Origin of the sequence: Erwinia phyllosphaerae (assembly GCF_019132875.1) — a bacterium.
In the GTDB taxonomy this organism is placed as follows: Bacteria; Pseudomonadota; Gammaproteobacteria; order Enterobacterales; family Enterobacteriaceae; genus Erwinia; species Erwinia phyllosphaerae.
Genome location: NZ_JAHSPF010000005.1, coordinates 128,097 through 154,264, shown reverse-complemented (window position 1 = coordinate 154,264; position 26,168 = coordinate 128,097). Strand labels below are relative to the sequence as shown.

The 26,168-nt window shown below is 52.3% G+C and carries 17 protein-coding genes and 1 tRNA gene; 10 read left to right on the top strand and 8 right to left on the bottom strand.

The window, feature by feature from the left end; translation table 11 throughout:
* The first annotated feature begins 473 nt into the window (after window positions 1-473).
* From opgB to KUE00_RS10880, 4 genes are all read left to right on the top strand, one after another.
* A complete protein-coding gene (opgB, locus tag KUE00_RS10895; RefSeq protein ID WP_246759899.1) occupies window positions 474-2,771 on the top strand; it encodes a phosphatidylglycerol--membrane-oligosaccharide glycerophosphotransferase in 2,298 nt (765 codons plus the stop codon).
* A 186-nt stretch (window positions 2,772-2,957) separates the two neighbouring features.
* Window positions 2,958-4,520, top strand: a complete 1,563-nt coding sequence (locus tag KUE00_RS10890) for a methyl-accepting chemotaxis protein (RefSeq protein WP_246759897.1) — start codon at window positions 2,958-2,960, stop codon at window positions 4,518-4,520.
* A 101-nt stretch (window positions 4,521-4,621) separates the two neighbouring features.
* Window positions 4,622-5,794, top strand: a complete 1,173-nt coding sequence (ampH, locus tag KUE00_RS10885) for a D-alanyl-D-alanine-carboxypeptidase/endopeptidase AmpH (protein ID WP_281434576.1) — start codon at window positions 4,622-4,624, stop codon at window positions 5,792-5,794.
* A 315-nt stretch (window positions 5,795-6,109) separates the two neighbouring features.
* Window positions 6,110-7,711 (top strand): APC family permease, encoded by a 1,602-nt coding sequence (locus KUE00_RS10880; protein ID WP_246759896.1) that lies wholly within the window; start codon window positions 6,110-6,112, stop codon window positions 7,709-7,711.
* A gap of 137 nt (window positions 7,712-7,848) precedes the next feature.
* On the opposite strand, the gene KUE00_RS10875 is transcribed toward KUE00_RS10880, so the two are convergent.
* Window positions 7,849-8,319: a hypothetical protein gene (locus tag KUE00_RS10875; protein WP_246759895.1), complete on the bottom strand. Its 471-nt coding sequence runs from the start codon at window positions 8,317-8,319 to the stop codon at window positions 7,849-7,851.
* A gap of 131 nt (window positions 8,320-8,450) precedes the next feature.
* On the opposite strand from KUE00_RS10875, the gene fucO reads away from it, so the two are divergent.
* From fucO to KUE00_RS10855, 4 genes are all read left to right on the top strand, one after another.
* Window positions 8,451-9,602, top strand: coding sequence for a lactaldehyde reductase (fucO, locus tag KUE00_RS10870; RefSeq protein WP_246759894.1), 1,152 nt, complete (start codon window positions 8,451-8,453; stop codon window positions 9,600-9,602).
* A 281-nt stretch (window positions 9,603-9,883) separates the two neighbouring features.
* On the top strand, window positions 9,884-13,189 hold the full coding sequence (locus tag KUE00_RS10865; protein WP_246759893.1) for a DEAD/DEAH box helicase: 3,306 nt from the start codon (window positions 9,884-9,886) through the stop codon (window positions 13,187-13,189).
* Window positions 13,190-13,476: 287 nt separating this feature from the next.
* On the top strand, window positions 13,477-14,490 hold the full coding sequence (locus tag KUE00_RS10860) for an HNH endonuclease family protein (RefSeq protein WP_246759892.1): 1,014 nt from the start codon (window positions 13,477-13,479) through the stop codon (window positions 14,488-14,490).
* A complete protein-coding gene (locus KUE00_RS10855) occupies window positions 14,490-15,182 on the top strand; it encodes a class I SAM-dependent methyltransferase (RefSeq protein WP_246759891.1) in 693 nt (230 codons plus the stop codon). The genes KUE00_RS10860 and KUE00_RS10855 overlap by 1 nt, the downstream gene beginning before the upstream one ends.
* A 424-nt stretch (window positions 15,183-15,606) precedes the next feature.
* On the opposite strand, the gene KUE00_RS10850 is transcribed toward KUE00_RS10855, so the two are convergent.
* Together KUE00_RS10850 and KUE00_RS10845 are read right to left on the bottom strand one after the other, a co-directional pair.
* Entirely contained in the window at window positions 15,607-16,071 is a 465-nt protein-coding gene (locus KUE00_RS10850) for a DUF943 family protein (protein ID WP_246759890.1), read from the bottom strand.
* The gene (locus KUE00_RS10845; protein ID WP_246759889.1) at window positions 16,055-16,903 is read right to left on the bottom strand and encodes a YPO3983 family protein; all 849 of its coding nucleotides are present in this window, start codon (window positions 16,901-16,903) and stop codon (window positions 16,055-16,057) included. The genes KUE00_RS10850 and KUE00_RS10845 overlap by 17 nt, the downstream gene beginning before the upstream one ends.
* A gap of 1,572 nt (window positions 16,904-18,475) precedes the next feature.
* Between KUE00_RS10845 and KUE00_RS10835 the strand changes: the two genes are divergently transcribed.
* Entirely contained in the window at window positions 18,476-18,907 is a 432-nt protein-coding gene (locus tag KUE00_RS10835) for a response regulator transcription factor (RefSeq protein WP_246759888.1), read from the top strand.
* A gap of 197 nt (window positions 18,908-19,104) precedes the next feature.
* Entirely contained in the window at window positions 19,105-22,107 is a 3,003-nt protein-coding gene (locus KUE00_RS10830) for an SAM-dependent methyltransferase (RefSeq protein ID WP_246759887.1), read from the top strand.
* A 176-nt stretch (window positions 22,108-22,283) separates the two neighbouring features.
* Here KUE00_RS10830 and KUE00_RS10825 read toward each other — a convergent pair whose 3' ends face one another.
* From KUE00_RS10825 to KUE00_RS10805, 5 genes are all read right to left on the bottom strand, one after another.
* Window positions 22,284-24,602 (bottom strand): primase-helicase zinc-binding domain-containing protein, encoded by a 2,319-nt coding sequence (locus tag KUE00_RS10825; RefSeq protein ID WP_246759886.1) that lies wholly within the window; start codon window positions 24,600-24,602, stop codon window positions 22,284-22,286.
* 9 nt (window positions 24,603-24,611) lie between these two features.
* The gene (locus KUE00_RS10820) at window positions 24,612-24,959 is read right to left on the bottom strand and encodes a DUF5375 family protein (RefSeq protein WP_246759885.1); all 348 of its coding nucleotides are present in this window, start codon (window positions 24,957-24,959) and stop codon (window positions 24,612-24,614) included.
* Window positions 24,949-25,215 carry a hypothetical protein gene (locus KUE00_RS10815; protein WP_246759884.1) on the bottom strand — a complete coding sequence of 89 codons (267 nt, stop codon included), beginning with the start codon at window positions 25,213-25,215 and terminating at the stop codon, window positions 24,949-24,951. The genes KUE00_RS10820 and KUE00_RS10815 overlap by 11 nt, the downstream gene beginning before the upstream one ends.
* Window positions 25,212-25,592 (bottom strand): host cell division inhibitor Icd-like protein, encoded by a 381-nt coding sequence (locus tag KUE00_RS10810; protein WP_246759883.1) that lies wholly within the window; start codon window positions 25,590-25,592, stop codon window positions 25,212-25,214. Before KUE00_RS10810 ends, KUE00_RS10815 begins: the two co-directional genes overlap by 4 nt.
* A 205-nt stretch (window positions 25,593-25,797) precedes the next feature.
* Window positions 25,798-25,882 (bottom strand) — tRNA-Leu (locus KUE00_RS10805).
* Between the last annotated feature and the right edge of the window lie 286 nt (window positions 25,883-26,168).

The window sequence follows — 26,168 nt, the reverse complement described above, 5'->3', positions numbered from 1 at the left end:
TTAAAACGCAATATGCAAAATGGGCTTTTGTAAATTTTCTTATATCCTTTTGTTTTATTTAGGTAAAGAAGGATGAAAGTAACACAATTCTTCTCTTACCGGCGCTCGCTTTATTCAACCGAAAGGTCAGACCGCGGCCCGCACGCTGACGCGTGCAAAAATGTGAACGTGCTCTGACTTATTACACAAATATGTTTTCGGCAGCGTCGACCATAACCTTAATTAATTTAACCTTCGGGTTACTTTTTCAGATAAGGAATTCGTGCACCGTCGCATAAAACGTCCAGGTTCAATGCGATGACTGCTGCATAACTTAAACAGAACCTTAACCAACCGTAATAAATGCACGATCGCTGCTTTTTTTATTTGCGCAGGCCCAGTTGCCAGCGCTGGCTCATCACGTTAGATTGCTCAATTCGCCAGGGACTGGCGCTTAATGCCTGCCAGGGCGCTGTTTTCGGAGAAAATAAAATTTGGGATCTGCATCGCTTTCATTACTGCTCTTTATTGCGTCGGCCATACTTTACCGCCTGAAGGCCGGACGAAATAAATCAGCATTTATTGCTATTACTTTGCTTTCCGCCATTTATATCGTGCTGAATGCTTCGCTATTGGCGAGCAATTACTTTACCGGCGAAGGGATTAACGACGCGGTTATTTATACGATTACCAGCAACCTGAGCGGTGCGGGCGTAGGGAAATACCTGCTTCCGGCCGCCGGAATGGCGGCCGGACTGGTGCTGCTGCTGATCTTTCTGACCTGGATTTTACGGCGGGGTAACAAGCACAGCGGCGGTAAACTCTGGGCCCTGCTGGCTATCGTGCTGGCGCTCGCCTCAATAAAAACTACGCCTGCTTATCAACAGGTTGCGAGCCTGGTCAAATCACAATTAGGTAAGGGCGACTCCGACTTTTACACGCACTACAAAGTACCAGGGACGCAGCTGCGCGGCAGTAAACCTAACCTGGTTTATATCTATGCCGAAAGCCTGGAGCGTACCTATTTTAACGACGCGGCCTTTCCTGACCTTGCGCCGGAACTGGGCAGCATTAAAAATGAATCGCTGGACTTCAGCAATACGCAGCAGCTTCCCGGCACCGAGTACACGATTGCCGGTATGGTTGCCTCCCAGTGCGGCATTCCGCTGTTCGCCCCGTTCGATGGCAACTCGTCCAGCTCGCTTTCCTCTTTTTATCCGCAAAACGTCTGTCTTGGCGACGTGTTAAAGGCCGCAGGCTATCAAAACTATTTTTATCAGGGGGCCAGCCTGAGCTTTGCCGGTAAAGACCTGTTTCTTTCCTCACACGGCTTCGATCACGCTTACGGTTTTAAAGAACTCAAAGATCGGGTGAAAGACCCCAAATACCGCAACGACTGGGGCTGGTATGACGATACGCTGCTGGATATCGTTTTTGATAAATACGTTGAGCTGGCACAGCAAAACCGCCCTTTCTCGCTTTTCGCCCTGACGGTGGATACGCACCATCCCGACGGCTTTATATCCCGTAGCTGCCAGCGAAAATCTTACCTGTGGCAGGGAAAAGAGAATAAATCTTTTGCCGCCGTTGCCTGTAGCCAGGAACATATTGCGCGCCTGATCGAGCGGATTCGCGCTACGCCGTGGTTTAAGAACACCATTATCGTGGTCAGCTCCGATCACCTGGCGATGAACAACAGCGCCTGGAAATACCTGAATCAGCAGGATCGCAGCGATCTCTTCTTTATGCTGCGCGGCGATAACAGCACCAGTAAGGTGATAGCGGTTAAACGCAGCACGCTGGATAACGGTGCCACGGTACTGGACGCGCTGGGCGGCGATAACTTTATCGGTCTTGGCCGCAGCAGCCTTTCTTCCCCGTCGCTGACCGCTACTTATCTGAACATTAAAGAGAAGATCAACGAGTGGAAGCCAGACATTATTAAGCTGTGGAATTTCCCGAAAACCATCGCCGACTATAAAATCGATACCGTTAACAACACCTTCAGCTTCTCCGGCGTGCATTTTAAACTGCCGCTGCTGCTTGCGGTTAAGCCAGGCAAAATTGAACCAAAGTTTGATGTTTATCTGGCTCCGCCGTTAAAGCAGCAGCTTGCCGACTTCGCGCCGGACGAGAAATTTGTCTGGATCGACCGCTGCTTTAAGATGGGCAACGTCTGGGATGAAAAACTGGCGTTAAGCACGCAGTTCTGCGTGGCGGACGGCACGCTCGACTCTCTCCCATCCATTCAGGTAATGAAAGCTGGCGTGACGCAAAGCCGCATTAATTTTCAGGGGGTTGCCCAGCGCAGCGATGAGCGCTACCAGCACGCTCTCACCAGGTTACGCCTTGCCGACACGGATATGACCTACAGCTCTGACACTATCCTGTTCACCCTGCCTGGCCTGCCCGCCCGGGTACAGAAAATAGCGGGGCTTTCCCGCATCGAGCCCTGGGGTGGCCGCTGGTCAAACGCGAAGCTACAGCCGGAGGTCAGCATAGAATATCGCGATCCGCTGCCCGCCGCTTTTGACATGGAGCTGACGGCGCGCGCTTTTGGCGCCAACAGCCAGCATCCTTTTACCGTGCAGATTGGCGACGTCAGCCAACAGTTCAGGCTGACCAACGGCGACAGCACCATTCGGCTGCATCTGAACAACCCAACGCGAGCGAAAATGCTCAGAATTACGCCGCCCGTGCCGGAAGAAACGGCGGAAGACAACGTAGCCGGTTATGCCGAACGCAAACTCGGTATTGGTCTTATCAGTTTGAAAATTGAAGGCGTGCAATAAGTTACCTTGCCCCCCCGGCCAGCCTGGCCGGGGGAATCTCCGTTATTTTATTCTCTCTCCCTGCTGTTTTGCCCGTCAGGAAAATGCGCGATTACGCTCAAGTTTTGATCGTCACTGCCGATTTAAAAAGCCTCAACGGCATTAAAAATTTCTTCAGTCGCTATCAAACAGCAAGGAATCATCCGGATGACATCTGTAAAAAACCTGAAGGTTGGCGTACGCCTGGGCGCAGCGCTTGGCCTGGTCATACTGTTGTTTATTGTGGTCAGCGTGACGGCCATTGTTAAAACCGGCAGTATCAACGGCGCGGTCGACAGAATTATTAACGATCGTTATATCAAAGTAAGGCTGGCCTTTGACGTGCGTGACGGCGTTAACGATCAGATTAAGTTTTTGCGCGGCATGGTGATTGAAACCGCGCATCCGGAAAAAAATCTGAAACGTTACGGGCAGCTGGATGACGTAACGCAACAAACTAACCGGACTATCGAGCAGATTGCTAAACTGCAAACCACGGAAGTGGGTATTAAAAAGATTCAGGCGGTCAAAGAGGCGGCCCGGCAGTTTGAGGTCGCTAAAAACGCGCTGTTAGATCTGGTGCGAGCGGGCAACGTTGACGCCGCCGCCGATTATGCATTGATGAAGATGACGCCGGTCCAGTCGGCCTATCTCAATATTGTTAAAAGCTTTGCCGATTCGCAGTCTAAGCAGCTTCAGGCAGAAGGCGCTAATGCCGTTGCCGACGGTTCGACCGCTATCCGCATTACGCTAATCTTCTCCGCGCTGGCCACGCTGGCCGCTATCATCCTGGGCTATTTCCTGACGCGTTCCATCGTTACGCCGCTGCGTGAAGCGGTGCAGATTGCCGAAAACGTGGCGGCAGGCGACCTGCGTACGGTTATCCGCGTTGATTCAGCCGACGAAACGGGCCAGCTGATGCAGGCGCTGAAAAAAATGAACGAAAACCTGCTGCGCATCGTGACGGAAGTCCGTTCCGGTACGGAGCTGATCACCACCGCTTCAGGCGAAATTTCGCTGGGTAATATGGATCTCTCATCCCGCACCGAGCAGCAGGCCAGCTCGCTGGAGGAGACCGCCTCCGCAATGGAGCAAATGACCTCAACCGTGAAACAAAACGCCGATAACGCGCGTCAGGCCAACGAGCTGGCCGCGCTGGCATCCAAAGTAGCGGTTCAGAGCGGTACGGCAGTCAATCAGGTGGTGAATACGATGGAAACCATCAACGCCTCGTCGAAAAAAATCGTAGATATTATCAGCGTTATCGACAGCATCGCCTTCCAGACTAACATTCTGGCGCTGAATGCCGCCGTGGAAGCCGCTCGCGCTGGCGAACAGGGCCGGGGCTTTGCCGTGGTCGCTTCAGAAGTACGTAACCTGGCGCAACGTTCCGCTTCGGCTGCCAAAGAGATTGCCCAGCTGATTCAGGATTCCGTTAACAAAGTGGACGAAGGCGGCAAGCAGGTCGCCAGAGCCGGCAGCACGATGGAAGAAGTGTTGGCGAGCGTGAAAAGCGTGACGGAAATCATGGGTGAGATCTCTATTGCCAGCCATGAACAGAGCAGCGGCATCGGTGAAATCAACATGGCGATTACGCAGATGGACCAGGTAACGCAGCAAAATGCGGCGCTGGTTAACCAGTCGGCGGCGGCAGCTCAATCGTTGCAGGAACAGGCTGAACAGCTCTCGCAGGCTATCAGCATTTTTAAAGTCAGCCACGCGGCCGGCTGATGAGTAAGGCGGCCTGTAAAAAAGAGGCCGCCGCTCTTTTTTCATCATTAGGAAAAAGATTAGTATAAGGTCCCTTTCTCGCTCCCGATGGATATCGCACGTTGAAATACGTTCACCGCTTGCTGGCACTTTGTGTTCTCCTTCCGTTTGGCGCAATGGCGCAGACCGTTCCCGATCCGCTACTGGCTTCGCAGATTGTCGACCGCTACGCGCAAAATATTTACTACAACACCAAGGCGACCGGACTGGCGATGGTGGCGATTGACGCCAACCAGCGCGTCTTTGCCAGCCTGGGATCGGTGCGTCCGGGCAGCAGCGTCCGGCCACAGAAAGATTCTATTATTCGCATCGCCTCGCTGACCAAGCTGCTGACCAGCGAACTGCTGGTTAAGCTGGCAGAAAAAGGCGTGGTGCGGCTTGACGATCCGCTCAGCAAATATGCGCCGCCCGGCGGCTATGTTCCCGCCTACGCCGGGCAGACTATCCGGCTTATCAACCTGGCGACGCACACCAGCGGCCTGCCGCGCGAGCAGCCCGGCGGCAAACCGCATCGTCCGGTGTTCGTCTGGCCAACCAACAGCCAGCGCTGGAGCTGGCTGAGAACCGCGCACCTGAAGGCCGCGCCCGGCACCCAGGCCGCCTACTCTAATCTGGCGTTCGATCTGCTTGGTGATGCGCTGTCCCGTGCGGCGCGCACTCCTTATCCAACGCTGCTACAGCGTGAAATCACCCGGCCTTTGGGCATGAAGGATACGACCTTCACCCCTTCTCCCGATCAGTGTTCGCGCCTGATGGTGGCCGAAAAAGGTGCCAGTCCCTGCACCAATACGCTGGCGGCTATCGGCAGCGGCGGCATCTATTCCACGCCGGACGATATGGGACGCTGGATGCAGCAGTTCCTTTCTTCCGATATGCATGCACGTTCCGCGCAGGCCGATCGCATCCAGACCATGATTTATCAGCGTAGCCAGCTAACGAAAGTGGATGGCATGGACGTGCCGGGGAAAGCCTCGGCGCTGGGTATGGGCTGGGTTTATATGGCACCGCAGGGCGGGCGTCCGGGGATTATTCAGAAAACCGGCGGCGGCGGCGGCTTTATTACCTATATAGCGATGGTGCCGCGCTACAGCGTCGGCGTGTTTATCGTGGTCACGCGCTCGCCGGAAACGCATTTTACCGCCATGAGCGACGGCGTAAATAATCTCCTGACCGAGCTGATTGGCAATACGCCGGACAGCGCACAGCTGGCCGCTTCAATTATGGAAAGCGAATAGCTTTATCGGTGGAATAACCGCGCAGCCCGGTTTAACGGGCTGCGCCAGTAATATGACATTATGTAAAACGACATAACATTCCGTGAATTAAGGATCATTGTGGTGCGTGGCGCACCTGAGCCGTCCGCCGATCAACCGCTTATCCTCAGCCCGCTTCCCGCCTTAGATTGCCGATATCTTCAAAACAGCGCCGCTATCTCTTCAACAACCTCCGGCATTTTCAGCAATTCATCTTCTCGCGTTTTTCTGGCATGCGAAATGCTTTATCCCCTGGAAGAAACATCACCAATGCTTGTAACAGACAATGAGGTTGATATGGCTAAGGGCGCATTTAAACAGAAGTTAGGGCTGCTCGATCTCAGCCTGCTGGGCATCGGCTCTATGATTGGTTCGGGCTGGCTCTATGCCGCGCTGACCAGCTCTGGCTATGCCGGAGCCCAAACCGGCTGGGCATGGATCCTTGGCGCGATTATCGTGCTGCTGATCGGCCTGGTTTTTGCCGAACTGTCCGCTGCCATCCCACGCGCGGGCGGTTTTGTGCGCTACCCCAACTTTTCACACGGCAACGTGGTCGGCTTTGTTATCGGGGTCAGTTCTTTGCTGGCCTACACCAGTACCGCCGGGGTGGAAGTAGAAGCGGTGCGGCAGTATGCCCAATACTGGTGGCCTGCGGTCAGCAACAGCGACGGCAGCCCAACCGGCCTGGGCTTTGCCGTGCAGATCCTGCTGCTGGTCGGTTTTTTCCTGCTGAACTACTGGAGCGTCAGTTTCTTTGGGCGCGTAAATACCATTGTTACCCTCTTTAAATTTATCGTGCCGCTGCTGACTATCGGCACGCTGTTTCTCTATTTCCACGGCGATAACCTGAACGTGCCGCCTCCGCCTCCGGGCGGCGCGCACGGTATTTTTTCTTCGCTGACCGGTGCGGGTATTGTGTTTGCCTATCTGGGTTTTCGCCAGGCCGTGGATTTCGCCAGCGAGGCGAAAAATCCGCAGCGTAACGTGCCGCTGTCGATCATCATCGCCATAGTGGTCAGCTTTATTATCTATATTGCTTTGCAGTATGCCTTTATGGGCGCGGTGCCTGAAAAAGCGCTGTCGGCCAACGGCTGGGATGGCCTGAAGAAGGTGTTTCAGTCTCCTTATGCCGATCTGGCTCGTAGCCTGGGCATCACCTGGCTGATTAACCTGATTCTGGTCGATGCGGTCATTTCGCCCGCCGGTACCGGCAATATTTACCTGGCCGGTGCCAGCCGCGTGCTGTTTGCCTGGGCGCGTAACGGCCATCTGCTGAAGGTGTTTGGCCAGGTCGATGCCAAATCTGGCGTACCGCGCGGCGCGCTGTGGCTGTCGCTGGTGCTCTCTGTCGCCTGGACGTTACCTTCAGAGTTTCAGGTCTGGGGCGGCCTGATTGGTGCCGTTACCTCCGCAACCGTTTTTACCTATATGCCTGGCCCGGTGACGCTGGGCGCGTTTCGCCGTCATCTGCCCGGCATGCAGCGGCCATTCCGGCTGCCCATCGCGGCCGTGCTCAGCCCGCTGGCGTTTATTGCCAGTTCGCTGCTGATTTACTGGAGCGGCTGGTCGGTCAACGAAATCCTGCTGCCGGTGCTGATCGCGGCATGGATTGGCTATGCCGCGTTCGGTAAAAAAGGCGTGAACGCCAGCCGCGACCTGCACTGCGCGTGGTGGCTGCTGGCCTACTATTTTGCGCTGATGCTGCTGTCATATCTGGGCACCTTTGGCGGCATAAACGCTGTCGGCTCGCCTGTAGATATGGTGCTGGTCACGGTCGCCTCACTGGTTTGCTATTACTGGGGCGTGGCGGCCAGCCTGCCGGTGCCGGAGATTACCGATGAGGATGAGCTGGTACCCGACGGCAGCGAAAAAATCACCGGTCACTACGTGCGTAACTAATTCACCTGCCCGCACCAGCAGCCTTCAGGTGGAGCAACCCGCCTGAGGCTGTTGGCAAAGCGTTTTTTAATGCAACGTTTCCCGTGGGGCCTCGCGCTTGTTAAGCTGGGTGATCGACACCGCCCATCGGGAAAACGTTATGCAGGAAAAAGCAGAGCAGGACGAAAAGAACTTACCGCATCCGTCAGGAAAGAGGCTGGAACCACGGGAACAACGCACTTTGGAAGAGATGCCAGCATCACGTCAGTTACGCACTTCGGAAGAATTGTCAGCGTCACGTCAGCCACGCATTTCGGAAGAGTTGCCAGCGTCACGTCAGCCACGTATTTCGGAAGAGTTGCCAGCGTCACGCCAGCTACGCGCTTCAGAAGAGTTACCAACATCACGTCAGCCACGGGCTTCAGAAGAGATGCCAATGCCACGTCAGCCCCGCGCACCGCGCACGCCTCGCACTCCGCGTCAACCACGTACGCCACGAGAAACGCTGGAACCGCGCGAGCCGAGAGAGCCCCGGGAACCGCGTCAGCCGCGCACGCCCAGAACTCCGCGAACACCACGCTCCGCAAGAAAAGCAGCACACCATCAGGGCCGCTCTGCCGCTTCTTCATTTGTTTCTCCTGCCCGCTGACTTGCTGCGGCCTGATCTCAATCAATACACAGCGACACGTTCCTCCGCATATTTTCTGCCAGTGATAATAACGCGCTGCATTTCTATGTATGGCGCTAACTGGAGAAGATTATGTTGTACAGAATGATCCTGAACGAGACGTGCTGGTTCGGCCCTGGTTCTCTTTCGCAACTCGTTCCCGAGGTCCGCCAGCGCAACCTGAAAAAAGCGCTGCTGGTGACCGACAAAACGCTGGTGAAAGCGGGTGTTATTGAAAAAGTGACTGCGCTGCTGGACCAGCATCATCTTCCTTATGTTATTTACGATGAGGTGGTGCCAAACCCAACCATTGCCGTGGTGACCGCTGGCGTGACGGCGTTTAAAGCGGCCCAGGCGGACTATCTGATCGCTATCGGCGGCGGTTCGCCCCAGGATACGGCCAAGGCCATTGGGATTATCATCAATAATCCTGAATTCGCTGACGTACGCAGTCTGGAAGGCTTCGCCAGTACCCAAAATCCCTGCGTGCCGATTATTGCTATTCCAACCACCGCGGGCACGGCGGCGGAAGTGACCATCAACTATGTGATTACAGATGAAGAAAACCGCCGTAAGTTTGTCTGCATCGATCCGCATGATATTCCGGTTGTCGCCATTATTGATGCAGAAATGATGGCAAGCATGCCGCCTTCGCTCAAAGCCGCCACCGGTATCGATGCGCTGACGCACGCCATTGAAGGCTTTACCACTAAAGGAGCCTGGGAGCTGACCGACGCGCTGCACCTGAAGGCGATTCAGATTATCAACCGTTCGCTGCGCGCTTCCGTGGCCGGAGAGCAAAAAGGCGTGGAGGATATGGCGCTGGGCCAGTACGTGGCCGGGATGGGTTTCTCCAACGTCGGGCTTGGCCTGGTGCACGGCATGGCACATCCGCTGGGCGCTTTCTATAACGTGCCGCACGGCGTCGCTAACGCCATTATTCTGCCGCACGTGATGGCGTGGAACGCGGACTTTACCGGAGAAAAATACCGCGATATCGCCCGCGCCATGGGCGTGACGAAGGTATGCAGCATGAGCCTGATCGAAGCGCGGGAAGCGGCCGTTGAGGCGGTGAAAAAGCTCTCTGCCGATGTCGGTATTCCTGCACGCCTGCGCGATGTAGGCATGAAGGAGGAAGATATCCCGGCGCTGGCCCAGGCGGCGCTGGATGATGTCTGCACCGGCGGCAATCCAAGAGAGGCAACGCTGGATAATATTATTGCGCTCTATCGTAAGATTTACTGATGCCGAAGCATGCAGGCCGCTGCGCCTGCATTCTGCCGTTTATCCCCTGTCTGACGCTTTCGCTGCTCAGCAGCTGTTCAGGACAATCAGGCATTTACCCGCTGCCAAACCCCGGCGGCATCTCCTTAAGAACGTTATAGTCTTCATCCACCAGCAGCAGCGTCTGCCATTTGTCGCTCGCCCCGACAATATAGATCCCTTACACTACCGATTGATAAGTTTTTTTTCTCATTGACCAACACTTAATCGGTGATTTTATATACACCTCAGGGACAGGTAAAGTGAATAAGCAACAGGCGTTACGCATTCTCAACAGCTGGCATCTTATTGAATTTTTCCAGACCTATAACGTAGAGGCAGAAGACAAAAGCATTCAGGTTTCTGCCTCAGAACTGGAAAGGTACGGTGATTCTTTGCTTCCCTGGCTAAATGAAAGCCAGCGTAACCGGGCAGGAATAAAGGATGATAACGTACGTTATGTGCTCCATCTTGGCCTGTTCCCTAAAAAGGAAGCAGAACAGTTAAGCGAGCGGCTGTTTGGTCAGGAAGATTCCGCCCTGGCGAATTATGAGCAGGAACAGCGGCTCGATACGGACGGAATGACCTGTTTTGCAAAGCTGAACGTGGATAAAGAAGGCTTGCCCGATTTTCAAAGCATGTCCGTCAGCACCTTGCCCTGGGCGTTAGGGCATCTACAGCAAGGTACGGCTGCCCAGCTTTCCGTGGCGGCTTTCCGCGACAGAAATGCGCTGTTAAATGAAGAGTTAAAGCGACTGGCCTTACTGCTTCCGAGCCATCCGCAGTCTGGCAAAAGCTACCTGACCGCAGGCTCACTGGTAAAGTTGCTGCAAATTCTGTGTGACTGGGCACAATATTCGCCCTCTTCGCCTTTCGTCCTTCAGTTTGACTGGTACCCAATAAAAGCCTCTGCCTCCGGTACAGATAAAAATGTACGGCGCCTTCCTGCGAGTCTAAATAAGGATGAGCTGACCGATACTACGGCAGTGGCAACGTTAGATGAAGAATCGGAAAGCAGTGAAGAAGTCTTACCTATTCTCAACAGCTTTTTTCTGGAAGACCTGGAGCGCGCGATGCTGGCTGTCGCGGCGGATGAAGGGGGAAAAGCGTTACGCCAGTATCTTTCAATCAGGCAAAATCGCCACAGCGATCTTTATTCCTCTCAGGGTCTGGAAACAATAACTCATCATCTGGCACCCGAATACATGCCACACGGCCGTTGGCCTTCCGACCCTCGCTTCAGCATGTCGCTGATGCAGCAGTTTTCAATCAATACTGCGCTAAAGGAACTAAAAGACGGGGGATTACTGTCGGTAAATGGCCCTCCGGGTACCGGCAAGACGACGATGCTGCGCGATCTGGTTGCGCATAATGTGGTTGAGCGCGCCAAAGCTCTGGCCTCTTTTAGCTATGCCTCTGAAGCACTTGATGAGAACGGATTTCTGGCTAAAAGCCTGACCGGCTTTGAAATGGTTGTGGCTTCCTACAACAATGCCGCAGTGGAAAATATCTCCCGCGAATTACCTCAATATAAATCACTGGCTAAAGAATTTCGTGACGCGAGCTATCTGCGTCCAATTGCTAATCAGCTAAACGCGCGGGAAAACAGAAACGGACAGCTGCTTCCTTTAACGGAAGAGGAACAGTGCTGGGGCATGATTGCCGCTATTATGGGCAACAAGAAAAACCGCTCCCGATTCAGCCAGCGTTTTTTCTTTTCTCGTCATTTTGAAAAAGACAGCCCTGAAGAGACCGCTCGTCCTGATGAGTTTAATTTTCTAAATTACTGGCGATGGTATCAAACCGACAAACCGCTTTCCTTCACGGAGGCTAAGAAAAACTTTTTGGCCGCTCTGGCGGAAGTCGAATTATTGCAGAAGAAATTGCAGCAGCTGGACGAGCTGAACCTGTGGTTTCAAAAATACGGTGATGGTAAAGCTGTTCATGGTTTGAAGGTAAAGCAAAGCGAAGCTATTACGCGTCGGCGCGAGGCGGAAGATAAGCATGAAGTAATTCAGCGGCAGATGGGGCAGCTGGATGAAAGAGTAAGTATTTTAAAGGAAGAATATGAAGCGCTGGAAGAGAGTAAACCAGCCTGGTGGCAGCGCCTGTTCAAGCGACGCGAATATCAAAATTATCTGCAAGAACTGGCAGCAAAAAAGCAGGAATATATTGCCGGACGTAAAAGCAGGCTGGCCTTGCAAGAGCAGCTGACAAGCGCCGAAAATCGATTAGCTGAGCGCCAGAAAGAGGAAAAAGCAGCGTGGCGTGCATGGTCAGAAGCTCATACGGCTTTTAATGACGCACAGCAGCGTTATGCAAACCTGAAACAGGCGTTTCCGGAACTGGTTATTCCAGGCCCGCAGCATAACATTCAGGATGCGGATACCCAGCGCTACGCTTTTTGGCAGAACGAAGAGATAAACCGCAAGCGGTCTTTGTTATTTATAGCAGCAATGGCGTTGCATCAGGCATGGCTGGCGGAGGCAACCCAGCGCAGCAACGCACTCCGCCAGAACCTGATAAAAATGAGTTCCTTCCTTAATTCACCCGGTTCTGAACCTCATAGCCAGGGCATGTGGCAGCTTTTATTTATGATGGTGCCTGTTGTGTCTACCACCTTTGCTTCACTGGGCCGCATGTTTAGCGGCGTAACGGAAGCGCAGCTGGGCTGGCTAATGATTGATGAAGCGGGCCAGGCATTACCGCAGGCGGCGGTTGGCGCTTTATGGCGTGCCAAACGAGTGCTGGTAGTTGGCGATCCTTTGCAAATAGAGCCGGTGTTTGTTACGCCGCCGCGTCTGACCAGGTATTTGACTGAAGCGGCACTGGCGAACGATGCGGAAGAGTGGACGCCAGCAAAATGGTCGGTGCAGCAAATTGCCGACAGGGCTAATCCCTATGGCTGTACGCTGTTGGTCATGGATAATCCGGTCTGGGTCGGCATTCCTTTATGGGTTCACCGGCGCTGCATTGAACCTATGTTCAGCCTGTCAAACCAGATAGCTTACGATAACCGCATGATCCACGGTCTGGATGAACAAGCGATCCGCAGCAGGCCGCTGAAAAACGATCTGAGTAACTGCTGGTTTTCGTCAGAAGGTAACTGTGTGCGTAAGCAATACAAATCTGAACTGGCGCGAGATACGCAAGCGCTGCTTGTGAAGCTTGCCGCCGCTGGCTATCCGCTGGCGGACATTTACGTTATTACACCGTTTAAAGCAGTAAAAGCGGGACTGGCGTTAGCTTTAGAGCAACCAAATTCCGTCGATCGGCTTAGCCGTGAAAGCAAGCTGTCCCGTACCGAGCTGAAGGCCTGGCGCAGCAAAAATATCGGTACGGTGCATACATTTCAGGGGAAAGAGAACGATATCGTCATTCTTGTGCTGGGATGTGATACCAGCAATCAGGGCGGCGCGGAATGGGCGGCCAGCAAGCCTAATCTGCTAAATGTAGCCTTAACACGAGCAAAGAATCATATATTCATTGTTGGCGATCGTGCCGTATGGAGTAATAAAAAAGGATTTAATCTGGTGGCGCAGGCGCTGCCGGAACAGCTGCCAGCCTGATTAGTGCTTATCAATCCTCCGCTTTGCGGAGGATTTTTAATTGGCGCTTAAATTTGGGCTGATACCGATCTGGCAACCCGCCACGGCAGCCACAGATTCTTATCAACGTGATTGTGCCTGATGGCTTACGCTGATTTATGCTGCCTGTTAGTAACCAGCCTATCCTGCCCTGCTTAACTTACTGTGCTTTGTTATCTCCCGCCTTTTCCGGTTTACAAATACCGGGTTTTGTTATGTGATCCTGTTACGTTGATTTTTTCGAGCTGCCTCGCAAAACAGGATCCCGCATGCGCTTCTACCAGGCCGATCCCCGCCTTGAAAACTACTGGCGCGGCGTCATTCTTTTCGGCAAAAACGTCGCTTCCTATAAGTTTGCCCTCGCCCACGCGCTGTACGATTTAAAGCAGCCGGGAAACGATTTAATCACTCTGGAAACGCTGGCCGCGCCTTTTGCCCGGCATCTGTGCGCCCATCTGCGCAATGCACCAAAGCAAATTACCAGCAAAAGCAGCCAGTTCCTTGAGGCATGCAGGCAGTTTAATGAGGGCGAGATTAGCGAAGCACAGCTGATAGCTATCACCGTTAAGCGCGGATTTGCTAACGTGATTGATGCTTTTCATAACGTTAATCACGCCGAAATCGATAAGCGATTTTTTCTGGACGAGCGCAAAAACAATAAAGGCATCCGCCTGACCGACAATTTCTATCAACTGACTGAAAATGCACAGTTTGCTAACCTGGTTCAGGAAACCGAGGCGAGATGGCGACTGGTCGAGGAAGCCTGGGCGATGAACGTTTCGCGTAACCTGATAGCAGTAGAGTACGATGAAAGCGACCAGATGCTATTTAGCCGTCAAAATAACCGTCGTATTACCATCACCAGCTGTCGCAGCAGCCTGAATGGCTATCAAAAAGGACACTGCTTTTACTGCTTTCGCCCTGTGAGCGTAACAGGCGGCGAAGAGAACCTGGCGGATGTCGATCACTTCCTGCCGTGGATGCTTAACGAGCAGATTAGCAACCTGAACGGCGTATGGAACCTGGTACTGGCCTGTCAGACCTGCAATCGCGGCGCGCAGGGAAAATTTGCGCGCATCCCTTCAACAACGTTGTTGCAGCGCCTGCACGAGCGCAACGAGTACTTTATCAACAGCCATCTGCCGTTGCGCGATACGCTGATTCGTCAGACGGGCAATACGCCAGAACTACGACACAGTTTTTTGCAGCAAAGCTGGAATACGGCGAAATATGCCTTACTGCACGAGTGGCAGCCTGAAGCACAGGGAGACAGCATTTTCTGATGAACGACAATTATTACCGTTCAAATGCACAGCGTTTTTACGATGAAACGGTGGATGTAAATATGTCTGCCCTGTATCAGCCTTTTGTTGCCTGTTTGCCGCCTGGCGCACGCATCCTTGATGCCGGTTGTGGTTCAGGTCGTGACGTAAAAGCGTTTAGCGAGATGGGATTTGTAGTAGAGGCTTTTGACGCCTCGGCTGAGCTGGTGATGATGGCCCGCCAATTTTCCGGTAAGGCTGTTGAATTAGGGCGCTTTCAGGATATTACCAAAGTAGAAAGGTATGACGGCATCTGGTGCTGCGCTTCGCTGCTGCATGTTCCTGAGGCGGAACTGCCCGGCGTAATGGCTTTGCTGGCAAAAGCGCTGAAACCAGGCGGAATCTGGTATCTGTCATTTAAATACGGCAGCGGCGAACGGGAAAAAGATGGGCGTCGGTTTACGGATATGAATGAGGCTGGGCTGCGGAATATTGTGGATGAGGTGAATGGCGCTGGATGCTTAGATGGGGCTGGGGCTGGGGCTGGGGCTGGGGCTGGGATGGTTGACGGAACTGGCTCAGGAAATGGAACAGAGAATAAAATCACTGTTGGAATTGTGAAAGTATGGAAAACTGGCGACTTACGGATTGGACGTAGTGATGAAATATGGCTGAATGCGATTATTCGGCGGGAAGAAAAGCAGCATGCCTGATAATGGCGATCAAATAATTTCCTATCACAATCTACCAATAAATTTCCTAAGCTATTCTAACGGTTTGACTGACGGCGCTTTCTTATCACCGATGGAGATGGAACTATAATTTTTAATACAAGAACAATTGAACCAGAAATGGCGAGATTTTGTTTTAAATGGCGGTTCTGTGGCATTGAACGCTGCTAGTCCAACAGGCACTGACTGATTTTCAAAAAAATAAATAAGGAGATTTGATTCAGCTTTCATCTGCTACGCTACCTTACAAGCAATTGCCTTATATAAAAGAACCGCGTAAACGGTAAGGCCTCTTCGCTTTTCTCTCCGTTAAGATAGTCTCTCAGACATTTTGCAACTTCCGCATGATTGGTGCAAGCTAGATATAGCGGATGGTTTTATTACTGTCTTTACATGCGGAAAGCGATTACTTATATTTAGTTTTTACCATCTCGCCACTTTCTTTTACCCGATATATTCCATCATCAACCCAAAAAGCCATACCAGTATTTTTACCGTTTTTAATAAACATTAAGGATTTTTTATCAATGCAGTTTACTGGTGGTTGCATATCTTCAAAACAAAGCCTGTCGTTACCATCAGTGTCTTTGTAGCCATCTCCAAAATCCCAGAAGGTGACGGTAAAAGAACCATCTGAATCTGCTTTAGGGATATCGTATTTTTCTTTTAACGCATCCTTATTTCGGATCCACCAGCTTATTTTACCTTTATCAGTGGAAGGAAAATTTTTAACCAGGACAGAACTAAAACCCTTACCCTCATGAACCGCAACGATTTCCACCGGGCGCAGATATATTCGGATAGCGTAAACGAGCAATGTACATCCCACGAGAAGGAAAATGAAGAGCTTCTTTTTATTTTTGAACATCATTGCGTTCTCCGGATATTTCAATTGTAGCTTCAATATTTGTCATGAAAGGTTTGAAACTAAACTCATTAAATCTTTGCAGCACAAACCATATACGGAAAAAGCGGAATTGATTGAACTTGAATTTTGAAATATCTTCAACATCAAGGCCAAAGTGATCCTGAACTTTGTAATGTAAAACCGCCCGGTAGTGATTATTATTAATCTGTAGCGATTTTATGGTGATATGCGTTGCCCAGATATCATGCACGGTTATTCCCATACCATTAAAGCTATCCTGAAATCTGTCGAATTTTGGTAATTTCCCCTGAAGGATAACAGCTCTCAAAGCGTCTTTTTTATCCGCTGGCATATATTGCTGTTCCCAGTTAATGCTGTTTTTAAGTTCATCTTCCAGCAAAAGACGGGTACTGTTTCTCGTCCTGTCATTAAGAATATGCTCCTTTAGTGCCCAGTCCAACGCCATATCACGAAAGGGAGCACCATTGCCGTTTTGCATGTGAGTGATCATCCTTTCAATCAGGTGGCTGTACGGCCCATATATTGAGAAAAGGCGGGATAGCTGACGGAACTCATCAAACAGTATAGCGGCACATTGCTGCCGGGTAACTTTCTCTCCCTGCCCTCGGGAGCCATAAAACATTGACTGTGGCTGAGTGAATGGGGTGATTTTCTCAAGGGTATAAGGATTGGCTCTGGTAGAAACATCAAACAGGCAGTAATGCGTTTTCAGTTGTGCTTCGGTCAGATCGCCGCAGCGCATATCTTTAGCGCGGTAGTCATCCATTCGATTTTGCGTCTGGAATATAATGCAGGGAAACGTTAGTGCGGTCATCAGTACACATTCCTTGTGTTATCGTCCATTAATTTTTTCACAAAGCATAATACGTGGTGACTGGCGGAAGTGTAAATACTGTACAACTTCTGATCGTGATTTTTTATCGATTACGGACTGAGGGTACAGTGGACGCTCTACGCTCTTAGCCCATTGACCTCTTCAACTTAGACGCCATTGAATGACTTCGATAAACGCGTATCCGTAGGCTTTACCGGCCCTAAGAAGTCCATCACAATGCCGTTTTCATAAGCCCACCGGTCCATCACTGTCGATATAAAATCGCTGCCATTATCTGTCTGAATACACTACGGGATACTGCGGCTCAGTTGTTTCAGCTCGTCCGGTACCGCAATAACATATTATCCCTTCAGGCCACGCCCCATGTGGATAGCCACACATTCACAACTAAAATTATCTACTACAGTTAAGCCCCGGATACTTACCGCCCCCCACTCTGGCTCCTAAACTTGCCGGATGTCAATGGATGACCTCGGACGTGCAAGGACGGAGAAAAAAGTCTCCACGTTGATTTTAAATGTTTTTAGGACTTCCTCTGACGAGGATGGACAGGATACTGGTGCGAAGGCCGGACTCAAATAACCATACAAGCTTATGTTTTTACTAATTTTTTAATAAGGAAAACCTAAGAGTGCCCCCATTTGTGCCCCCACAATACTTTGTGGCTATCACTTTAAAAACAGATAGTTATGAAATCGCGCAAAAATCATTCATCATTTTTTGATGAAATTTTTCTCTCGGTTTGGTTCCGTGCAGTAGACCCTTACCGGTGCTGCTAACCCTAAAATTTTAGCATTTACCCAGAAAAAAAGATTTTAAGTAAAAGTGTTCACCCTGTTCACTTTTCATTTTTATTAATTATTATCAAATAGTTAAGTGGTGATCACTTAAATTTGTACTATTCATCACTCTTCACCCGAGGGTGAACACTGTTCACTTTCAGGCGTACAAATCCGGTCTGGCCAGTTTGGCTTTTCAGATGGTTATCTATCGCACTGAAGCCATTGGCTGGCTTCACGGCTTGGCAAATCGGAGTCAACCTGAAAATCATGGCAAAAACGTCACTCACTCACCCATTCTTTTCGTCTAAGGTGAAAGGCTGGTATGAGCGAAAAGCGGACATCTGCTGATGGGGTTCTACGCTAAAATCCCAGATTTTTCCGTCCGCCAAAATTATCTCCGTCTGAGCAGCTTTATGCCGTCAGCTCGCAGTTGACCATCCGGAAAATATGCCTTTACAGAGTTTGTTGGGTTATCCCCAGTTCCTGGCATAACGTACTGACTTTCGTCTCTGGCCGTCCCATTGATGCCATTGCCAAGCGCAATTTTATTGGCATCATTTTGTAAGGCCGTCCGCCGTTCCTACCGTGGGTTCTTGCTGAGGCCAGACCTGCAGTCGTTCGCTCGACAATCAGTTCAGGGTTCTACGGCGGAACCTCAAGATAATAACTCACCGAAACTTATCAGCCTGCCTGTTTTTGCAATAGAGCCTAAATAAAAGCGTGTATAAACCTAGAGGAAGCAATTAGTTTTAAATTCATAGGACTGAACATGTTAAAATGGAATGCTTCCATTTCCGCTGATTCACTGCTACTACTCACCAAAAAAGAACAGGAGATACTTGAACTTATAAAAAAAGGTCTGAGTAATAAATTAATAGCCCGCCAATTAGGTATAACTCCCGATACTGTCGTCCGCCACAGCAGCAGAATAAACCAAAAAATAGCGGCACAGCCTCTTGATGGTAATATCACATCAATTCTTCTAGAAAAAATAAATATGTTCATAAAAAACAATGAAATAAAAATAACTCCCACCGAGTTAAGTATATGGTTGATGACCGCGCAGGGGCTATCGGCTAAACAAATTGCTCGCCATACAAGCCGTAGCCCACGCACCATAGAAAAACAACGCGAGAGTATTATGGAGAAGTGCAATGTTAACTCCTTCAGGAAGTTAATGGCTTTAATAATATGTCAATAAGTAAAACATGGCATACCAAAATAAAAAACTGGCAGCTAAAATACAATGGCTGTCAAAAAACAGACGGTACATTTTTTTCATTAAACATGTCCTCGCGTTAGGATCTTATTAATTGCATATTTTTGCGGCACGTTATTGTCAACTTGGTGTTTTATTTCCTGAGTAACGAGGGCTAAATCATTATTGAGGATACCGCTATGCCATTACCAAAAAGAAGTGACTTAATAGACTGGTTGCGTAATTCCCCAGACGAAGTTCGTAACGTCGTTGACGGGCAATTGCAATATGATCCAGCGCCAACGACCGACACTTACCGTTTCGCATTTAATGACGGCATGTATTTCGATGGTCAGTTATACCGGCTTCGCGGCAATCTCCATCGCAATGGAGAATTAGGCAGTATTTGGCTCAATGGCGTCGATAATGTCAGTGTCAATCAGCAACAGAATCCTGCCGCTGATATCGTTGGCAATCGGCTGAGAGAGCTGAGCAACGATTTTTTCCATACTGAGTTTCGGGTTGATGGCGAGAACCCGCCAGAACAAGCAGAAGCCGCTGAAGTGGCTGAAGTGGCTGAAGTGGCTGAAGTCGCTGAAGTCGCTGAGGTGACTGAAATCGTTGATGCCGTTGCCCGATCAGTAGCAATAAGCGCCCCAAAACGGATCCAGGCGTTTCGTCCGACACCACGCAGCGGAGCCAGACTTAGCTCTCTGGCAACAGAAAATGCAGGGTCAACTCGAACCAAACCAGGCCGTGTTGCACATGCAGGCGGCGTTCGACCGGGCCATCTGGTGATCGTGGGGTCAGGGATCAAAAGCCTGGCGCAGTTCACAATGGAGGCCGTAGGTCATATTAAAGCTGCTGATGAAGTCTTCTATGCTGTAGCCGATCCATTGACTGAGGCCTTCATCGAGAAGAATGCGAAAAAAGCGCATGATATGTATGTTCTTTATGATGACGGGAAACCCCGGTTTCAGACTTATGTCCAGATGGCTGAAGTCATGCTTCGCGCATTGCGTCAGGGGAAATATGTCGTTGGGATTTTTTATGGCCATCCTGGCGTATTTGTCAACCCGTCACACCGGGCCATCGCCGTGGCCAGAGAGGAAGGATACCGTGCGGAGATGCTCGCAGGGGTTTCTGCTGAAGACAATCTCTTTGCCGATATCGGTATTGATCCATCCCGTCCAGGCTGCCAGACGCTGGAAGCAACGGACCTGCTGCTACGTAAACGCCACCTGCTTACCGATTCGCATGTTATTATTTTCCAGGTCGGTGCCGTTGGCGATCTCGGCTTCAACTTCAAAGGCTTTAAAAATCAACATTTCCAAGTACTGATTGACCGACTGATAAAAGAATATGGCCCTCATCATGAGGTCTATTTGTATGTGGCACCTGGAATTGCCATCGCAAAACCTCTGATCGAGAAGTATAAAATTGCTGATTTTCGCAAACCCTCAATTGTAAAACGGGTAACAGGTATCTCCACGTTCTATCTGCCACCCAAAACCATCAAAGAAGCAGATCCTGCCGTTGGCAAACTGTTAGGCTTAAAAGTGCTGGGTAATGTAGGCTATGCTGGCCCTTATAAACCAGGACATCCTTATGGTGAACGGGAACTTGCGGCGGTTTCCGGGCTTGATGGACATCTCATCCCCGCTAATTACAAACGAACACGCACAACACCGGGTATGGTTGATGCACTGACACAATTGTCATTGCATCCTGACGCCAAAGAGAAATGGCGTCGTAATCAACACGTTTTCTTGCAACGCTACCCTCTCTCTGCGCAAGAACATGCTGCAATTATCTCCTCTCAGCCTGGACGCTTGCGCGCAGCAATGAAAAAAACGTCTCTACAGGTGGCGACGGAGTTTGTTCAGTATGAGATCCGTAATCCAAAAGTTGCTATGGATTACGCGGATGTACTTAAACAGAATCAACAAAATCAGAATGGTGAAAGTGTCATTGAACAATGGTTGACACAGCAAGGCTATCCGACAACGGCTAATGATATCTATGCCGCGTACCAGACGGAGGCGAATACCAGCCTTGATTTTTATCAGTCGCAGTACAGCACTTGGTTAAATAATGCCGCGGGACCTGACTTATTGATTCAGAATGGGGTTGTTTATTTTAACGGCATCACAATCCAGAAATGGAGCTTTAGCCAGGGGGTCCTGAGTTGGTCCAGCTCGGACAACAATACATCTTCGGCATCGCTAACATTTCAGCTCCTAACCAGTGACGATGGTCAGCCGTTGCCCGCTGACGCCTATATAGGCCCACAATTCTATGGGAGCTATTGGCTGGCGGGCCAGAGTAAACCAGGCAGACCAAATATTTTTGGTAAAGTTGGCGCTAACAGCGGCGGCAATGCAACGAACCCTGTAAAAGGAGAACCTGCATCAACATGGTTTGCCACCTATAGCGTATACCAGAAAAACACGAGTGGTAGCTTCCAGAGCGGTGGTTCGCTCGTTTTCGGTGGAAGTGATGATCAACCCACGGTAATTTGGAATGGTTCTGCTATTAACAAACTCACCTACGCAGATAGTACCCTCTCCTGGTCCGCTAGTGACGGGAATAAAACTTCTGCATCCTTCTACTTCTATAAAAACAGCACCCCGACCAAAGCCAATCCCACACCGGGTAACCAATTCTATGGCAAAGTGTGGAATGCGGGTGATAACTCTCCGGATAAGGGGAATGTGTTTGGTCAGATAGGATCAACCAGCAATCCAGATGGCGCTGCATCCTCAGGGCAAACTCAATCGATGTGGAAAATGATTGGCATAAACCTGGGTGTCGGTGTTGCAACATTTCTTGTTAGTACCGCTATCATTGAAGGAATTAAGGCCCTGGTAAAATACGCGACTACAAAAGCACCAGCAGACAAACTGGCGGCCGATAAGGCAAATGAGAATGCAACCCAGGAAAGTAAAAACGCCGATGCTGTGCAGGAAAAGGCGGCCGAAACAAATCCTGACGAAGCGCCTGTTGAACCCACTGATGTGCCCGCTCAAGCGGCTGAAGCGGCTGAAGCTGCAGAAGCTGCAGAAGCTGCAGAAGCTGCAGAAGCGGCTGAAGCTGCAGAAGCGGCTGAAGCGGCTGAAGCTGCAGAAGTGGCAGAAGTGGCAGAAGTGGCAGAAGTGGCAGAAGTGGCAGAAGCGGCAGCAGTTGAGGTTCTTATTGTTTAAGGTGGGAACTTCCATTCACGCTTTTTGACACTGTTACCTCAGTAACAAGAGGCCCGAATTTTCGAGCCTCTTTTCATCTCAGAAGGTTTCCCAGTTTTACAAAGCTTTTGTTGATTGTTTGTAACTTCCGCTTATGGCACAAACCGGCCGGAGCCGGTTTGGTCTTTTCGTATAGCTTATGTATCGCAACGGGGCAGCCAGTCTGCCTCGCAGTCTTCGCTCAGCTCCAGGCTGGTCTGGATACCGTTCTTTGTCTTGCGCTTCAGCAGCTCTATCTCGTACTCATTCAGCGTCTGCGGCACCGCCTGGCCGAACGCCGTCAGGCTCATCGGGTGCTGATGGCCTCTGGCCTCCATAAAGGACAGGTAGGCGTGATAGAGATAGCGACGCGGATTCATCGGACGTATGTTCGCGTTGCCGATAAACAGCCCGGTCGGGGTACTCAGCGGCGTCAGGTAGCCGCAGAAGTCAACCAGCGGGTCGGCGCTGCGCTTGATTTCCAGCGCCTCCTCCGACGACTGCTGCGCCTGCAACAGTTCGCGGGCATCGTCCGGTTTCGTAAATCGTTGCATCAGGTGACGCACGATAACCGCCAGCTCTCCGGCAATCTTTTCCAGCAACTGCGGGTCACGTTCGTTTGCCGGTATCACGTCCGGGAACGGCAAAATAACCCGGCGACGGGAGACGCCGCCGCTGCGGTCGCTGAAGCGCATCGGGTTGTTATTCACCGCCAGTATTACCGCCGGAATGTGGGTTGAGTAGGCGTCGCGATACTTCGGGTCAATCGCCACGGCGTCGCCGCCGGTAATCGCCTTGATGCCTGCGCCGTCGCCGCTCCATTTTTCCTGGTCGGGCAGGATAATCAGCGAGTAGCCGACCACGCTGGCGCGTTCCCGCGATGATTCCAGCGTGTCGATAGTCGCCGCCGTGGTGTTGTCCTCGCCTGCCAGCAGGCGCGCAATCGAGGCCATCACGCTTTTCCCGCTGCCGCCGGGGCCGGTGACCTCAAGGAACAGCTGCCAATCGTAGCGGTTCGCCAGCACCATAAATAACGCCGCGAGGATACGCTCCTGCTTCGCCTCATTACGCCCGGCCGCCCGCGTCAGCCACTGCCAGAAATTCGGGGCATCGTCTGCCAGATTCTCGCCCGCCTTGGGCGTGGTGTAGTCGACGCTGTTGATGGTTCTGAGCCAGTGCTCTTTTTTATGCGGGCCGAAGGTGCCGGTTACGGTGTCAAACACGCCGTTACGAAAGCCAATCAGCCGGCGGGCCGGCGCGCCCATCTGCGGCACCATCAGCTTGAGGGTGTCCACGATGCCGCCGATACCGGTGGCGGAGAACGGCGCGCGCACCTTCTGAAACAGCGCGGCGATTTCCCGGCTGAGCACGCGGTACGGCAGCACCTGCCACGCGCCGCCCTCATAGCGGCAGAGGTCTTCACCCACAACCGGCACGGCCAGCGTATTGAGGTAGTGCGCGGCCAGCAGCTCCGCCTTCTGGCTGGCGCTCATGGCCTTCAGGTCGGCCTCGCTCACCGACTCAAACGGGCTGAGCGCTTTCGGCTGCGTGAACGCGGTCAGCATCGCCTGAGCAGCTATTTCGCCTTCTGCCTGGAAGACGTCGTTCCAGTCGCCGGTGACGGGTGGTAATGCCGGTTTGCCGTTACAACGCTTCGCGGCCGATTCGGCGCGCAGCTGGCCGGTGCCGTTCTCGTCATTATCAGCGGCAATCAGTATTATCGCCTCCGGGTATTCCGCGTGCAGGCGTTCGGCCAGCGCGGGCAGGTTGTTGGCGCTCAGGGCAACGTAAACCGCCTGGCCGGTCAGCCGGTGCACGGTCAGGCCGGTGGCGTAGCCCTCGGTCAGCCAGAGCGTGTCGCCGGGTTCGCCCAGGCGGTGGAAAGCCTCTTTCACCTGACCGCCCGCCAGCGTGCGCTTGATGCCGTTGGCGTTAACCAGCTGGGCGTTGACCGTTTCACCGGTAAAGTCCGTCAGCGGCACAATCAGGTCACCCGGCTGATACGTGGTGTCGCTGATGCGCTTTGCGGTGGTCAGCGTCAGGGAGGATACGTCAGCCAGCCCCTTGCCGGTCAGGTAGGCGTTATCGGCCTGCGCTTTCGCACCGGCGACAAGCCGGACGGCTTCCTTTGCCGCCCTGAGGCGTGCCTGCCCCTTTTCCTTGTCCGTTTTCTCCGTGGGTGCCTGCACCAGCTTAACCGGCAGCGTGCCAATCAGCCCGGCCACGCGGCAGGCGGCTTCCTTTGTGTTCACGTCCAGCGCCTTTTCAACCAGCGCCAGCCCGTCGCCCGCGCCGCACTGGTTGCAGACCCACGTCCCACGCCCGGCCTGATTGTCGAAGCGGAAGCGGTCTTTGCCGCCGCAGACGGGGCACGGCGAGTGCTGTCCGGCGGCGTTGATACTGATACCCAGCGCGGGCAGCAGCTGAGGCCAGTGACCGGCGGCGGCGCGCACGGTGTCGGTGACGATATGTTTCATGCGGCCCCCTTAATGCAGCGTGGCTTTGGACGCGGCCAGGCGGCCGCACAGCAGTTCATCCATCATAGTTTCCCCCATGCGCGTCAGGCGCGGCGCGGCGACCAGCACGTCAGGCTGTACCATTTCGCTGAGCATGGTGCAGGCCATGTCCATGCCGTTTTCCGGGCCGTATTTACGTACGTAATAGCCCTCCAGCTCCAGCGCGATGGTCATCTGCACTTCGTCAAGCGAGGCGGAGACGTCGAGGCCGTAGTGCTCGCAGGCGGACAGGTAGCCCTGGGCCACGGCACGGCGGTATACGGCGGTGCGCACCTCAACGGGCAGGCAGGACTGATTATTAAAATTGTTAGCTGTCACGGGAGACCTCCATATCGTTAAGCATGACGGATTCACAGGTGCTGACCACTTTACCGAGCTGGTCGGTGAGCAGCGCCACCACGGACGCCAGCGCATCCCCGTCCGGGCCGCTGCGGCGGTTACCGGAACATTCGATAACGTTCAGCATGTCGAGCACGGTCACGCCCACGCTGTGGGCATGCTGAAGGCGCAGGAAATCGGCGTGCGGAATGGGGTAGCTGTCGTGGTTGTTGAGTCGGGCTGACAGAGTATTCATGCAGCCACCTCGCAGAGCGGCAGGCGACCGGCAAAGGACAGCACGTAATCGCGGGCCAGCAGACGGCGGGCGGCGGATTCGGTTTCGACAGTAGTGCGCAGCATGCAGGGACGGGCGGCGGTGTCGGCACGGCGCACGGCGGCAAATAAAAAGGTGAACTGCAAGCATGCAGGGATAAGGGTTGCGACCATAGTGGCAGACTTCAGGGTTAGCTGGTTAAAGCTACCACTAGAAACGCCAATTTCATTGGTGGTGGTCCAGACAGGGTTGTCGTAACCGGCAACATTGAAAACCGGCGCTTCGTGAGAAGCCCCTACCGGGCCACCATTAGTCGACAGGCGCAAGGGAAGGAAACCCATTGCGCGAAAAGTAGGCACCAGGAAGCACGAACACAAAAAAGACGCGAGGCGCGTCATGATTTTGGGGCACATTTCTTATCGAAGTGGGGATGCTCCCAATTATGCCCCCAGTGGGGTCTGGATTGCAACGGATGTGCTCGGACGACGCCGGATGATAAAATCAGGCTGCATATTGATTTTAAAGGTTTTTTTGGACTTCCCCGGACGGGGATGGACAGGATACTGGTGCCGAAGGCCGGAATCGAACCGGCACGCCTTGCGGCGGTTGATTTTGAATCAACTGCGTCTACCGATTTCGCCACTTCGGCACTGAAGGGTATGCGGAAAACGTTGTGGATTATACCTTTACCCTCTGTTTCCGCAACCCCTATCCGCAGGCAAATGCGCAACCGCTGAAAAAAACGCCATCCCATCTTTCATGCAGCCTCATTTCCAGGCTTAGCTGCCATAGGCTATCAACACTGAATCATGCCGCTTATCTTTACTCCAGCAAATGGAAATCTCGCATACTCACAGCCCCATGTGTTATCCGACTCTCTCCCGCGCCCAGGACTACTCTTAAATCACCCCTACCTGAACCAGCACACCGCTCCG